The sequence below is a fragment of the Hyphomonas sp. genome (genome assembly GCF_036964145.1).
GTDB lineage: Bacteria > Pseudomonadota > Alphaproteobacteria > Caulobacterales > Hyphomonadaceae > Hyphomonas.
In genome coordinates, this window is sequence record NZ_JBALUC010000002.1 from 804,255 (window position 1) to 818,237 (window position 13,983).

Annotated in this window: 10 protein-coding genes; 6 read left to right on the top strand and 4 right to left on the bottom strand. The window is 61.2% G+C overall.

Annotated elements, in window-relative coordinates:
- Nucleotides 1–351: a DNA-directed RNA polymerase subunit omega gene (gene rpoZ / locus V7660_RS08805; protein ID WP_335602710.1), complete on the bottom strand. Its 351-nt coding sequence runs from the start codon at nucleotides 349–351 to the stop codon at nucleotides 1–3.
- Nucleotides 352–505: 154 nt separating this feature from the next.
- Here rpoZ and V7660_RS08810 point away from each other — a divergent pair, with 154 nt between their 5' ends.
- From V7660_RS08810 to V7660_RS08835, 6 genes are all read left to right on the top strand, one after another.
- Complete coding sequence (locus tag V7660_RS08810; RefSeq protein WP_335602711.1) at nucleotides 506–1,972, top strand: M20 metallopeptidase family protein; 1,467 nt, start codon at nucleotides 506–508, stop codon at nucleotides 1,970–1,972.
- A gap of 205 nt (nucleotides 1,973–2,177) precedes the next feature.
- On the top strand, nucleotides 2,178–3,320 hold the full coding sequence (nadA, locus tag V7660_RS08815; RefSeq protein WP_335602712.1) for a quinolinate synthase NadA: 1,143 nt from the start codon (nucleotides 2,178–2,180) through the stop codon (nucleotides 3,318–3,320).
- A gap of 67 nt (nucleotides 3,321–3,387) precedes the next feature.
- Complete coding sequence (locus V7660_RS08820; protein ID WP_335602713.1) at nucleotides 3,388–3,855, top strand: hypothetical protein; 468 nt, start codon at nucleotides 3,388–3,390, stop codon at nucleotides 3,853–3,855.
- 3 nt (nucleotides 3,856–3,858) lie between these two features.
- Complete coding sequence (locus tag V7660_RS08825) at nucleotides 3,859–5,397, top strand: L-aspartate oxidase (RefSeq protein WP_335602714.1); 1,539 nt, start codon at nucleotides 3,859–3,861, stop codon at nucleotides 5,395–5,397.
- On the top strand, nucleotides 5,394–6,251 hold the full coding sequence (gene nadC / locus V7660_RS08830; protein ID WP_335602715.1) for a carboxylating nicotinate-nucleotide diphosphorylase: 858 nt from the start codon (nucleotides 5,394–5,396) through the stop codon (nucleotides 6,249–6,251). The genes V7660_RS08825 and nadC overlap by 4 nt, the downstream gene beginning before the upstream one ends.
- 47 nt (nucleotides 6,252–6,298) lie before the next feature.
- Nucleotides 6,299–7,108: an SDR family oxidoreductase gene (locus tag V7660_RS08835; RefSeq protein WP_335602716.1), complete on the top strand. Its 810-nt coding sequence runs from the start codon at nucleotides 6,299–6,301 to the stop codon at nucleotides 7,106–7,108.
- A gap of 4 nt (nucleotides 7,109–7,112) precedes the next feature.
- Here V7660_RS08835 and V7660_RS08840 read toward each other — a convergent pair whose 3' ends face one another.
- From V7660_RS08840 to glyS, 3 genes are all read right to left on the bottom strand, one after another.
- Nucleotides 7,113–8,192, bottom strand: coding sequence for a cell wall hydrolase (locus V7660_RS08840; RefSeq protein WP_335602717.1), 1,080 nt, complete (start codon nucleotides 8,190–8,192; stop codon nucleotides 7,113–7,115).
- Nucleotides 8,193–8,617: 425 nt separating this feature from the next.
- Entirely contained in the window at nucleotides 8,618–11,305 is a 2,688-nt protein-coding gene (gene ppdK, locus V7660_RS08845) for a pyruvate, phosphate dikinase (RefSeq protein WP_335602718.1), read from the bottom strand.
- 204 nt (nucleotides 11,306–11,509) lie between these two features.
- Complete coding sequence (glyS, locus tag V7660_RS08850; protein WP_335602719.1) at nucleotides 11,510–13,942, bottom strand: glycine--tRNA ligase subunit beta; 2,433 nt, start codon at nucleotides 13,940–13,942, stop codon at nucleotides 11,510–11,512.
- Between the last annotated feature and the right edge of the window lie 41 nt (nucleotides 13,943–13,983).

Sequence of the window (13,983 nt, forward strand, 5' to 3'; positions counted from 1 at the left end):
CTACAGCCGGTCGTCCCGTCCGGACTCCAGCTCAGCCTGATAGGCGCGCATGACGTCTTCTTCGGTTGCCGCCGGTGCGGATTCCAGAGCCATGCGGTCGGCTTCGCGCTCGTTCTCTTCGCCCGGACGAATATCCTGCAGGTTGGAGATGAGGGCTTCCTTGACCACTTTCAGATCGATCGACTCATCAGCAATCTCGCGCAGCGAAATGACCGGATCCTTGTCATTGTCGCGGTCCACGGTGATCGGCGAACCTTCGCGGATCATGCGGGAACGGTGTGCGGCAAGCAGGACGAGCTCGAAACGATTCGGGACCTTTTCGACGCAATCTTCGACAGTAACGCGGGCCATGAGCAGATAATCTCCTTTGGACCGCCCCTTATATGCAGCGCAGCACTCCGGCGCAACCCGGCGATTGCCGTAGAATGCAGGACATTTTAGCCCCCTTGGCAGCGCGGAAAACGCCGTTACGCTGACTGCTTACCCCAGCCGGAGGCCAATTCCCATGTTCCGCACTGTTGCCATCTCTTCCCTCGCCCTCGCGCTCGCTGCCTGCGGGAACGGAAATGACGCCCCTGAGACGCCCCAAACCCTGACCTCCGACGCAGGCGCCGGCACCTCCGAAGCGACTGAAACCCCGGCCGCGCCTGGCGAAGTTGGGCCAGCATCCGCCCAGGCGGCAAACCTGCCCCATGCCGATGCCGAGCTGATCGAGATCTACAAGCAACTGCACGCCAATCCTGAACTCTCCTTCAAGGAAGCGAAATCCGCTGCGCTGATGGCGTCCGAACTGGAAAATCTCGGCTTTGACGTCACCACCGGCATTGGACAGGACTGGGTCGTCGCAAAGGCGATGAAGGATGTCGGCGCCGTAAAGGATGGCGTGGGCGGACACGGCGTGGTCGGCGTGTTGCGCAATGGCGATGGCCCGACCCTCATGATCCGCGCCGACATGGACGCCCTGCCCGTTCCCGACCAGACCGGCTTTCCTTTCGCCTCCGAAGTCAGGTCCACCACATGGACCGGCGTCGAGAGCCCGGTCATGCACGCCTGTGGTCACGACATCCACATGACCAGCTGGATCGGTACGGCGCGCGCGCTCGTGGCCCGCAAGGATGAGTGGAACGGCACACTCGTCATGATCGCCCAGCCTGCCGAAGAGATCGGCCTTGGCGCCCAGGCCATGCTGGCCGACGGCCTCTACAGTCGCTTCCCGCAGCCGGACTACAATCTCGCCCTGCACGTTTCCGCCTCCGCACCTGCGGGCACGGTCGTCTATACCAAGGGCTATGCCATGGCGAATGTCGACAGTGTCGACATCACGGTCAAAGGCGTTGGCGGGCATGGCGCCTACCCGCACACGACGCGCGACCCTGTGTTGATCGGATCGCACATCGTCGTCGCCCTGCAGAGCCTCGTATCCCGCAACACCAACCCGCAGGATTCCGCCGTGGTCACGGTCGGGTCGTTCAAGGCCGGCGCCAAGCACAACATCATTTCGGACGAGGCGACCCTGCTCCTGACCGTGCGGTCCTATGATGACGCGACCCGCAAGATGCTGCTCGATGGTATCGAGCGCATCGCCAAGGCACAGGCCGAAGCCTTCGGCGCGCCGGCGCCCGAGATCAAGGTGGAGCAGGATTATACGCCGTCCCTGTTCAATAATGCCGACCTTGCGGACAAGGCGATGGCCGCGATTGCCGATACGATCGGCAAGGACAATGTCAAGGAAGTGCCCCCGGTGATGGGCGGCGAGGATTTCAGCCAGTTCGGCCGAACCGACGAGAACATTCCGGGCCTCCTCTTCTGGGTCGGCGCGGTAGAGCCGTCGCGCTATGAGGCGTCCCAGGACAGCTCCCTGCCCCTGCCCTCACTACACTCACCTTTCTTCGCGCCAGATTATGACCCGACCATCGCCACCGGCGTCGAAGCCATGACCGCTGCAGCGCTGGAATTGTTCGACGAGGGCTGACGCGAGGTTCACGTCAAAAATTGGCTTGCCTGATCTTTTCTCAGGCGTTACACCCCTTTTGCTCAGAGTGCGCATAAGCTTCAAGTTTCTGTCGTAAGAGCGACCTGAATCCCTGACGTTTGGAGGCCAGTCCCCTTGAAGCGCCAGATTTCGGGCCTATATTATACTCAGATCGAGCATAAGTCGATCTGCGAAGGAGGAAAACATGGCACGTCTCATTGATTCAGGCCCCGGCTGTCCCACCCCGACCCCGCTGCGCGGCGCATCTGCTGCTGAAGCGCGTGGTCTTTCCTATGATGACGCCGTGAAGGCAGAAACGGACGCGCTTTATCCGCTCGTTCAGGATTTCATCACACCGATGGAATGGCCCGCTATTGCGCCCCTCGTGGCGGCAATCAACCGTCTCAAGAAAGAGAAGAACGCGGTCATCCTCGCGCACAATTACATGACGCCGGACATTTTCCAGCTTGTGGGCGATTTTCGCGGTGACAGCCTGCAACTGGCCCGGGAAGCTGCCAATGTGGATGCCGATATCATCGTGCAGGCCGGTGTGCACTTCATGGCCGAGACCTCCAAGATCCTCGCGCCTGAGAAGACGGTGCTTATTCCTGACACGCGCGCTGGCTGTTCGCTGGCCGCCTCGATCACCGGCGCCGATGTGCGTCTGATCAAGGAGAAATTCCCGAACTACCCGATCGTGACCTATGTGAACTGTACCGCTGAGGTGAAGGCCGAGTGCCATATCACCTGCACCAGCTCCAATGCAGCGCAAGTGGTCGAAGCCATCGCTGCGGAGTGGAACACCGATACGGTGATCCTCGTGCCGGATCAGTACCTAGCCAAAAACGTGGCCGCCCAGACGGGCATCCGCGTCATGACCTGGCCGGGCGCGTGCGAAGTGCACGAGATGTTCAGCGCCGATGATGTCGAGCAATTGCGCGAGGCCCATCCGGGCGTGGTCATCCTTGCCCACCCGGAATGTCCGCCGGACGTACTGGAAGCGTCAGACTTTGCCGGCTCGACCTCCGCGCTGGCCAACTATGTGGCCGAGGAAAGCCCGAACAAGGTGGTCCTGCTGACGGAATGCTCGATGAGCGACAATGTCGCCTCAGCCAATCCGGGTGTGAACTTCATCCGTCCGTGCAATCTCTGCCCGCACATGAAGCGTATCACTCTGGAAAACATCTATGATTGCTTGGTCACGGGCGAATATGAGGTGCTCATTCCCGAGGATGTCCGCATCCGCGCCAAGCAGGCCCTGGATGCAATGATGGCCCTGCCGAAAATGGCCAAACCCCTCGCCTTCAAGACCGGTTTGAAGCCACTTGAGATCGAAATGGTCGTCTAGCAGTCAGACAGGTTGTGCAAACGCGGGGGAGCGGCGTAATGTGTCTTTGGGCGCAAGGAGAGGTAGGATGGTCCGAGGCAAATTCGGTCTCGCGGCAATGGCGATTGCTGGCCTGTTGGCCTGCGCACCCGCCCATGCCGACAGCAAAGTTGAAGGAGACCCTTCGGATGTCCTCGGCACCTGGAGCTTCCAGACAAAACCCTATCGCAATGGGGAGTGCATGATGTCTGGCACCATGTACCTCTCTCCGCACCCGGAAGAAGGCCAGTATAGCTGCGAACTGACCGCCGTTGAAGTCTGCTCCATGTGGGGCCGGTCAGTCGTGCGGCAGTCCTGCAAGGCCCGCCGTTTCGGCGACCAGATCTCGATCCGCTCGCAGATCGAGGAAATGCTGGAAGCCAAGGTCGAAGGCCTGATCTATGTGCCGGACAATTTCACGCTGACCATCCAGTCGGCGGACCGGATGTTTGGCGCGCTGGTATCCGCAGTGACCGCACCGGCGGAATTCCGCCGCGCGAATGACGGCATCTCCTGATCCGTGAGCGCCTCCATTCCGCAAACCCTGACGGCCAGTGGGCCAGTCGATGATGACGTTCTGATCGTAGGCGCCGGCCTTGCTGGCCTGTTCCTGGCGCTGCAACTGGCGCCGCGCCCCTGCACCGTCATCTCCCCGGCCCCGCTTGGCCAGGCTGCCTCCTCCGCATGGGCACAAGGCGGCCTTGCCGCTGCCATGCATCCCCTGGACAGCCCCGAACAACATGCCGCTGACACGGTCGCGGCAGGCGCAGGGCTCGTCGATCCGATCATCGCGCGCCTCATCGCCGAAGAAGGCCCGGCACGGGTCCGCGATCTTGTTGCGCTGGGCGTTCCGTTTGACCGCACGCCCGATGGCGCACTCGCCTTGTCGCTGGAAGCGGCACATTCGCACCCACGCGTCGCGCGCGTGGCCGGAGACCTTGCCGGCAAGGCCATCATGGATGCGCTGGTCTCAGCCGTCGCCGCCGCACCCCACATCACCGTCATTGAAGGCGTCCGCGCCACCGGCCTGATGCAGGACGCCAATCTGCAAGTGGCCGGCGTCATCCTGCGGGATGTATCGGGCACGCTCTCCACACGGACGGCACGGGAAACCGTGTTGTGCACCGGCGGGTCTGGCGGCCTGTTCCAGGTCACGACCAATCCACCCGAAGCGCGCGGCGATGCCGTCGCTATGGCATGGGAAGCCGGCGCGCTGATTGCCGATCTCGAATTTGTCCAGTTCCACCCGACCGCCATCGACATTGGCCGCGATCCGGCGCCACTGGCAACCGAAGCCTTACGCGGCGAAGGCGCGACCCTGCACAATCGCGACGGCACAGCCTTCATGGCCAGCTATCACGAATTGGCAGAGCTGGCGCCCCGCGATGAGGTGGCCCGCGCCGTCCATACTGAGCGCCTGTCAGGTCGCGGCGCCTTCCTCGATTGCCGCAAGGCCGTGGGTGAACATTTCCCGGATCATTTCCCGACCGTCTACGGCACATGCATGTCCGCCGGGATTGACCCACGTATCGAGATGATCCCTGTCGCTCCGGCGGCGCACTATCATATGGGCGGCATCGTTCCGGATTTCTGGGGCCGCAGCAGCCTGGATGGATTGTCCGTCTGCGGTGAATGCACCTCGACCGGCGTTCACGGCGCCAATCGCCTCGCCTCGAACTCGCTGCTGGAAGCCGTCGTGTTCGCGCATCGCATTGCGGAACGCCTGCGAGACACCGATCTTGCAACGCCTGACGCCTCCACCGGTCACGTGCCCGGTGCCCTGCCCGTTCCAGCTTTGCAGGAGCTGCGCGGGGCCATGTCCGAACGCTGCGGCGTTGTGCGTGACGCTGCCGGCATGACCCGTGTTCTCGACCTGATTGACCGTCTGCAGACTATTCATGGCGCCGCACGCGTACTGACCACGGCCAGACTGATCGTTCAGGCCGCGCTCAACCGCAAGGAAAGCCGGGGCGGCCATTTCCGGTCCGACTATCCGGACATGATTGCGCCGGAGCGCCAGTTCCTGCTGAGAGATTTTGAGGAGACCGCCCGAACATGAGCCTGATCCCGCCGCCCCTCCCCGCCATTATCCTCGACCCCATCGTCCGCCTGGCCTTGGCCGAAGATCTCGGCCGCGCGGGAGACCTCACGACGGACGCGACGATCGCGCCTGAGACACAGCTCAGCGTCGTCATCGCCGCGCGCCAACCGGGCGTGATCGCGGGCCTCGACGTTGCCGCGCATGCGCTCACTCTGATCGACCCGTCCGTCAAGCTGGATATCCAGATGGGCGATGGCGCAGCCGTAAAGCCCGGCGATGTTGTGGCGCGACTTGATGGCAGCGCGCGCTCAATTCTGACCGCCGAGCGTACCATGCTCAACTTCATCGGCCGGCTCTCCGCTGTTGCGACGATGACAAGCAATTATGTGGAGAAGATTTCCCACACATCCGCGACAATTGTGTGTACACGGAAAACAACGCCCGGCCACCGCGCGCTGGAAAAACGCGCCGTGCGCTGCGGCGGCGGCACCGCGCATCGCTACGGCCTGGATGATGCCATCCTGATCAAGGACAATCACATCGCTGCGTGCGATGGCTCGGTCGCACTCGCCCTGGAGCGAGCTAAGGCCTATGCCGGTCACCTCCGCATGATCGAGATCGAGGTCGACACGCTCGACCAGTTCGAGGAGGCCCTGAAGCATGGCCCACACGCCGTCCTGCTCGACAACATGACCCCGGACACGCTGCGCCGCGCCGTAGAGATAAATCAGGGCCGCGTGACACTCGAAGCCTCCGGCGGGGTCAATCTGGGTACCGTAGCGGCAATCGCCGAGACGGGCGTGGACTTCATCTCCGTGGGCGCCCTGACGCATTCGGCGCCCAATCTTGACGTGGGCATGGATGTCGTCTGACACTGCTGAAAAGGGCGACCAGTCCCTGACAGCAAGAGGAAATGCCCATGACCCGAGCGGGCGGACGAAAGAGTATCTTCATCACAGGCGCAGCATCCGGTATCGGCGCCGAGACAGCACGTCATTTTTCAAAGCGGGGCTGGTTTTGCGGTCTCTATGACGTAAATACCGCAGGCCTCGACGCTGTCGAAGCGGAAATCGGCGCGTCCAATTGCATGAAGGCGAAGCTCGATGTCCGCAACCGCGAAGACTGGGCCGCCGCCACGAAGGATTTTGGCGAAGCCACCGAAGGCGCCATGAATGTACTCTTCAACAATGCCGGCATTGGCCGTCATGGCTGGTTCGAGGACATTACCGGCGAAGACAATGACGCAATCATCGACATTAATGTCAAAGGCGTGGTCAACGGGGTGCAGGCTGCCTTGCCTTTGCTCAAGGCCACATCTGGCGCGCGTGTCGTGAACACGGCCTCAACAGCCGGTGTGGTCGGATCCCCGCAGCTGGCAGTCTATTCGGCCACCAAGTTTGCCGTGCGGGGCCTGACGGAAGCGCTCGACGCCGAATTCCGCGATCTCGACATTCGCGTCACCAGCCTGATGCCTTGGTTCGTCGAAACGCCGATTCTCGAAATGGGCGACCGCGAGGGGTCCAATCACAAGATGTCGGACCAATTGCGAGAGAATGGCATGAATGTGTATCCGGTCTCGATGGCCGCGGAACGCGCCTGGGACGCTGCGCATGGCAAGGATACACATTACATGGTGGGCAAGGATGCCGAACGAGCCCGTTTCATGTCGCGCTGGTTGCCGGGGGCGATCCGCAAGCGTGTGCGAGAGGGCGTACCCTCTCGCGACTAGGACGCTAGTTCATGGCGCCGGCGGCTGAAGCGGAGCTTTTCACCGCCGCCTGCGTCACCTGGGCCGCCGTATAGGCAGACACATCAGATGATTTGCGCACCGTGTTGAATTTCGGCGCGCCATTGGTGATCGTGCGCGTCGACGTAGTCACCGAAGCAGGCGACAGGGTCGGTGCCGGGGCGTTCATGGCCACTTTCTCGACCTTGGCGTCGTCGGTGGTTTTGATAACGGACGTTGCCGCCGCATTCACATCCGCCTCGGCCGCAGCCGTGATGACACGCTCGCGCTTGCGATTGTAATTCTGGCGGACCTGCGCCCATTCGGCGCCCCGCGGGAAGCGGTAGAAGATGTGCAGGCCGATCTTGTCGGTCTTGATCAGGCCGGCGCTCCAGATCGGGTCCACATAGGTGGCGTGATAGTGCGTCGCGCCGCCGGTCCGCTCCTCGTTGAGGTTCATCAGGACATGCGCAGCAACCTTCTGGGCAGTGTCCCAGTTGCGGCCGCGTGGGGCGCGGGTCAGGGCGCCGTCACAGGTGAAGGTGAACTGGCAACCCGTAGTGCGCGTCGCCCCTTGGAAAACAACGTCACAGACGCTGTCAGGATAGCGGTGGTCGCGGACCCGGTTTGCGATGACTTCGGCGACGGCCATCTTGCCGCCCAGCGATTCCGTCCCGGCCTCGTAATAGATCGCCTGGGACAGGCACTGCGCCTCGTCATTAATCTTTTCAGCGCGCTTGATGTGTTCCGGACGGAACGAAACCAGCGATGAAAGCGCTGCACCATCACGGTCGCGCATCGCATAGCGGCTCATGGAAGAATCGGTATCGCGCTTCAGCGTGTACTCGACAGTGCGGATCCACGGCGTGTCCAGCAGGCTGGGCGTCATGGGATCTGCGCGCACAGTCACGCCGCCGTCCTCAATGGAGGCCAGGCGTACTGCTTCCGCGTGGAAATCAGCTTCGGCGCGCTTCTCCATCTGGAGTTCGCCGATCAGGGGCAGAGTTACAGTCGCTGCGACGGCACAGACCGCAATGGTCGCACCGCGAATGACAATATCTCTTTGCTCTTCATTCGTCATAGCCATCCACCAACGCTTGAGCTGCTCTTGGAGCCCACGCATTGGCGATAGAGTCGCCCTTCGTGGTTGAAGAACTCTTAACATCACCGCTCCCCAATCCCCCGGCAGACGATATATTCCGTCATATGAAACCCGGGTGTTGTTGGTTTGACTTAATAGGATGAGACCTTTTCAGGCCCCGATTGGACTTGGATATCCATCTCTCAGGGTACCTAGCAAGAAGCTGGCCAGATATGTGAGTGACTTTTCTGTCAGGATAGATGAGCCCCGGTTTCCAGATTTAAACCGTCACATGAAGAGAAGCCCGGCAAGTCTCTGTAATACAGTGGAATATTTCTGCAAAATTCGTGAAACTTTTCGCACTGCACAAAAATGGGTGTTGCGCGAACGCAACACCCAAATCCTGCCCGATTCGGCGGTGACGTATGTCTCTATCTGGCTTTCAGGGCCGCGTGTGCCGCTGCGAGACGCGCGATTGGCACACGGTAGGGAGAGCAGGACACGTAATCGAGTCCCGTCAGGTGACAAAAGTTAATCGAAGCAGGGTCTCCGCCGTGCTCTCCGCAGATTCCGAGCTTGATTCCGGGGCGGGAATTACGGCCCCGTTCGGCGGCCATTTTGACCAATTCGCCTACACCGACCTGGTCGAGTGTCACAAATGGGTCCTTTTCGTAGATGCCCTTGTCTTCATAGGCTTTCAGGAACCGACCGGCATCATCGCGGGAAATCCCCAGCGTCGTCTGCGTCAAATCATTGGTTCCGAAGGAGAAGAACGCCGCTGATTTCGCAATTTCTCCAGCCTGCAGCGCAGCGCGCGGCAGCTCGATCATCGTGCCGACCATATAGTCCAGCGCGACGCCGGTTTCGGAGAAGACCGACTTGGCCACTTCGTCGACGACCGCTTTGAGGATCGCCAGTTCCTTGTGGGTGGCGACCAGCGGGATCATCACTTCCGGGATCGGCTTACGCCCGGTTTCCTTTGAAACATTAACGGCGGCCTCGAAAATCGCGCGGGCCTGCATCTCGTAGATTTCCGGATAGGTGATGCCAAGGCGGCAGCCGCGATGGCCCAGCATGGGATTGCTCTCATGCAGTTCGGCGGCGCGGCGGCGCAGCTCCTCAGCGCTGACACCAGAGGCCTTGGCCACCTCATCCATGTCTGCATCGGTGTGCGGCAGGAATTCGTGCAGCGGCGGATCCAGAAGACGGATCGTAGCCGGGCGGTCTTCCAGGATGCGGAAGATTTCCTCGAAATCGCTGCGCTGCATTGGCAGCAGCTTATCAAGCGCGGCGCGGCGGCCAGTCTCGCTATCCGCGAGAATCATGGCGCGCACTTCCGGAATACGCTCTTCCTCAAAGAACATGTGTTCGGTGCGGCAGAGGCCGATCCCTTCGGCGCCGAAATCGACAGCCGTGCGGGTGTCGAGTGGCGTTTCTGCATTGGCCCGCACCTTAAGAGTGCGCACCTTATCGGCCCAGCCCATCAAAAGGCCGAAATCGCCCGACAGATCAGGCTGGCGCATCTCTACGGCGCCCATCATCACCTGGCCGGTCGCGCCGTCCACGGTGATGACCTCACCCTTCTTGATCTCGCGTCCCATGACGCGGAACACGCCAGTCTTGTAGTCGATCTGCAGGCCACCGGCGCCACAGACGCACGGACGCCCCATGCCGCGCGCCACAACGGCGGCGTGGCTGGTCATGCCGCCGCGCGCCGTCACAATGGCGCGGGAGGCGTGCATGCCCTTGATGTCTTCAGGGCTGGTCTCGATACGCACGAGAATCACATCCTCGCCTTTTTCGGCCATTGCCCAAGCGTCTTCTGACTCGAACACGACCTTGCCGACCGCCGCGCCGGGACTGGCGGGCAGGCCCATGACGATCACGTCGCGCTTGGCATCCTCGGAAATGGTCGGGTGCAACAGCTGGTCGAGCTGGGACGGCTCAAGACGCAGCACAGCCTCTTCCTCCGTCACCAGACCTTCACGGGCCATGTCGACCGCGATCTTGAGCGCTGCCGCCGCCGTCCGCTTTCCGGTCCGGGTCTGCAGCATGTAGAGACGGCCATCCTCGACCGTGAACTCAAGGTCCTGCATGTCCTTGTAGTGTTGCTCCAACGCGTTCGCGACGTCGCGCAGCTGGGTGTAGACTTCCGGCATCGACTCTTCGAGCGGTGCATCGGTGGAGCCCAGCGTGTCGGCGCGCTCGCGCGAGATCGGCGCAGGCGTGCGGATGCCCGCCACAACGTCTTCGCCCTGCGCGTTGATCAGGTATTCGCCATAAAACACCGGGTCGCCATTCGACGGGTCGCGCGTGAACGCCACGCCCGTGGCAGACGTCTCGCCGAGATTGCCGAACACCATCGCCTGCACGTTGACGGCGGTGCCCCATTCCTCGGGAATGTCGTTCAGCTTGCGATAGGTGATCGCGCGGTCATTCATCCAGGAGCCGAACACGGCTGTGATGGCGCCCCAGAGCTGTTCCTTGGGATCATCCGGGAACGGGCGACCGAGATTGTACTGAACGGCATCCTTGTAGAGCGAGATGATCTTCTTCCAGTCATCGGCCGTCATCTCGGTATCGAGATCATAGCCCTGACGGTCCTTGTAATCGTCCAGGATGTGCTCGAATTCGTCATGGCTGATGTTCAGCACGACATTGGAATACATCTGAATGAAGCGGCGATAGGAATCATAGGCGAAGCGCTCGCCGGCTTTCTTGGCAAGGCCCGCTGCGGCCGTCTCGTTCAGGCCGAGGTTCAGAACCGTATCCATCATGCCGGGCATCGAGGCGCGCGCGCCGGAACGCACGGAGACGAGCAACGGGTTTTCAGGGTCTCCGAAGCCTTTGCCGGTTTCCTTTTCCACCGCTTCCAGCGCAGCATCGACCTGCGCTTCAAGCGCCGCCGGATATTGGCGCTCCAATTCGTAATAGGCGGTACAGACTGCGGTCGTCAGCGTGAATCCCGGTGGCACTGGCAGGCCCAATTTGGCCATTTCAGCGAGATTCGCGCCCTTGCCGCCAAGAAGATTTTTCATTGAGGCGTCGCCATCTGCGCTGCCGCCTCCAAAAGCATACACCCAGGTTTCGTCTGCTGGTTTCAGTGCCGCTTCACCCATGAATTCTGCCTTCCGATACATATCTCGAATGCCCCGTGCTTACGCGGGGCGAATTGCAATTCCTATGCTGCATTGCAGCGCCATTGGCCAGTGTCCGAAAGGGCACGCGCCGGGTGACAACGTTGTTCGTGACACATTGGCGCGTTCCCGTGCAGACGGGCCGTTTCAGTCTGACACAGCGGCGCGGGGGCGCTCTAACCTGTATCAGCCATCAATGCGGGAAAAATCCGCTACGCGGTGAAGCGTTCCACGAATTTTTGTGAGCAGCGCAAGGCGATTCGCGCGCACTGCGGAATCCTCGTCATTGACCATGACGGCTTCGAAGAAATCGTCCACCGGACCACGCAATTTGGCGAGTTCGGCCATGGCGGCGGTGAAGTCTTCGGATTTGAGCGGGCCTTCAATGGCGGCCTCGACATCGGACAGGGCTTTCGCGAGGGCCTTTTCCTCGGCTGGACCCTTGGCGATGAGGGCGTCATTGACGGAGAGGTCAGCAGGCAGATCGCCCTTCTTCTCCTCAGCCTTCAGGATGTTGGCCGCGCGCTTGTACCCTGCGAGCAGGTTTGCGCCGTCTTCGGTATCGAGGAACGCACCCAGCGCTTCCACGCGGCGCGTGATGAGCACAAGATCATCCTCGCCGAGGGCGAAGACGGCATCGATCAGGTCATGGCGCTGGCCCTGGTCGCGGAGGTGCTGCTTCAGGCGGTCGGCGAAAAAGGAGAGGAGATCTTCACCCAACGACGATGAAACGACACGTATACATTCCGGCAGTTCTGGCTCCCAAGCAATATTAAACCGTCCTTCAGCGGAATCAAATTCCCACTGAATTTCTTCAGCGAGTGAAACAATTTTATCTATAGTCTTCGCCCGGGATATGACGCGCTTTTCCGCAGATTCAGCCGCTTCCGCTTCCGCTTTGCTCCCTCCGTAACTCTCGGGTGCGACCTCTATGGCCGCCGTAAGTTTCCTAATTGAAGCTACATTTGCCGAATACAATTTGTCATGATCGAGCAGGAGCCATTCTAACGATGAGGCCTCTAACTTATCCTCGTCCCTATAACTGGAAAAGCTTTCCTGAACTCTTTGTTCAAGAGACCATTCGAACGTTTGAACCACAGCATTTGCATACCATTTGGCAACCAGAGCAGGGTTAATCTGCAAAGAAATCTTATATTCCAACAATATCCGAACGACGCCCAACGCCGCCCGGCGCAGCGCAAAAGGATCCTTTGAGCCGGTCGGCTTCTCATCAATCGCCCAGAATCCAACCAGCGTATCCAGCTTGTCGGCGAGCGCAACGGCGATGCCGACCGGGTCGCTCGGGACGGAGTCGCTCGGCCCTTGCGGCTTGTAATGATCGCGGATGGCATCGGCGACGGCTTCGGGCTCACCCGCTTCCAACGCGTAGTACCGGCCCATGACGCCCTGAAGCTCTGGAAACTCCCCAACCATTTCTGAAACGAGGTCGGCCTTGGCGAGACGCGCGGCGCGTTCGGCAATCTCCGGATCGGCACCAACTTTGGGGGCGAGTTCGCGGGCGAGCGCGGCGACGCGCTCCACCTTGTCGCCTAGGCTGCCAAGTTCAGCCTTGAAGGCGATGGTCGACAATTTCTTGGCCATCTCTTCTAGCGGGGTCGCCTTGTCCTTCTCCCAGAAGAAGCGCCCATCATCGAGCCGCGCCGACAGGACACGTGAATTGCCCTCGGCGAGCTTCTTGCCACCATCAGCGGCCTCGATATTCGCAACAAGGATGAAGTTCGGCGCAAGCTTCCCAGTGGTCTTGTCATTCACGGCGAAGTATTTCTGGTGTGTCCGCATGGACAGCTGGATCACTTCCGGCGGCAGCGCCAGGAAGGCCGGGTCCATGTCGCCGAGCACGACGACCGGCCATTCGGCGAGGCCAACGACTTCTTCAAGCAGGCCCTTGTCTTCAATCCATTCGAGGCCGGCATCCGCGCACACCTTTTCGATGCCGGCGAGGATCACCTCGCGCCGCGCATCTCGCGTCAGCTTCACATGGCCTGCGCCGCTGAGGTGGCCCTCATAATCCTTGCGGGAGGTTACCTTGAACGGTCCGCGGCCATGCACGCGATGGCCTTCGGTCTCGTCGCCGCTGGCAATGCCATCCACATCAAACGGCACCACTTTCCCATCCAGTACGCAAACAATCCGCTGCAACGGGCGTACCCAGCGCAGCTCCCCGGTGCCCCAGCGCATGCTCTTGGGCCAATGGAAGCCGCGAATGATGGCGGGCACCGCCTCGGCGATGATGTCGGTCGCATCCCGGCCCGGCGTTTCGATCACGGCAACGTAGAAGTCGCCCTTCTTCGGATCGGAACGCACTTCGGCCTGGCTGATATCGCTCAACCCTGCGCCGCGCAGGAAGCCCTCGACCGCCTTGTCCGGTGCGCCGACCTTGGGGCCCTTGCGCTCTTCCTTCACATCGGCGGAGCGCTCCGACAGCCCGTCCACGAACACGGCCAGGCGGCGCGGACCGGAGGCCGTTTCCAGCTTCGACCAGTTCAGCCCCGCCTCGCCCAGCGTCTTTTCCAGCGCCGCACCGAGATCGCTCTCGGCCTTCGCCTGCATGCGCGCGGGGATTTCCTCTGAGAAGAGTTCGAGAATCAGGTCTGCCATGAAGGGGTCCAGCCAGTAATTACAAGCTTGCACGGCATACT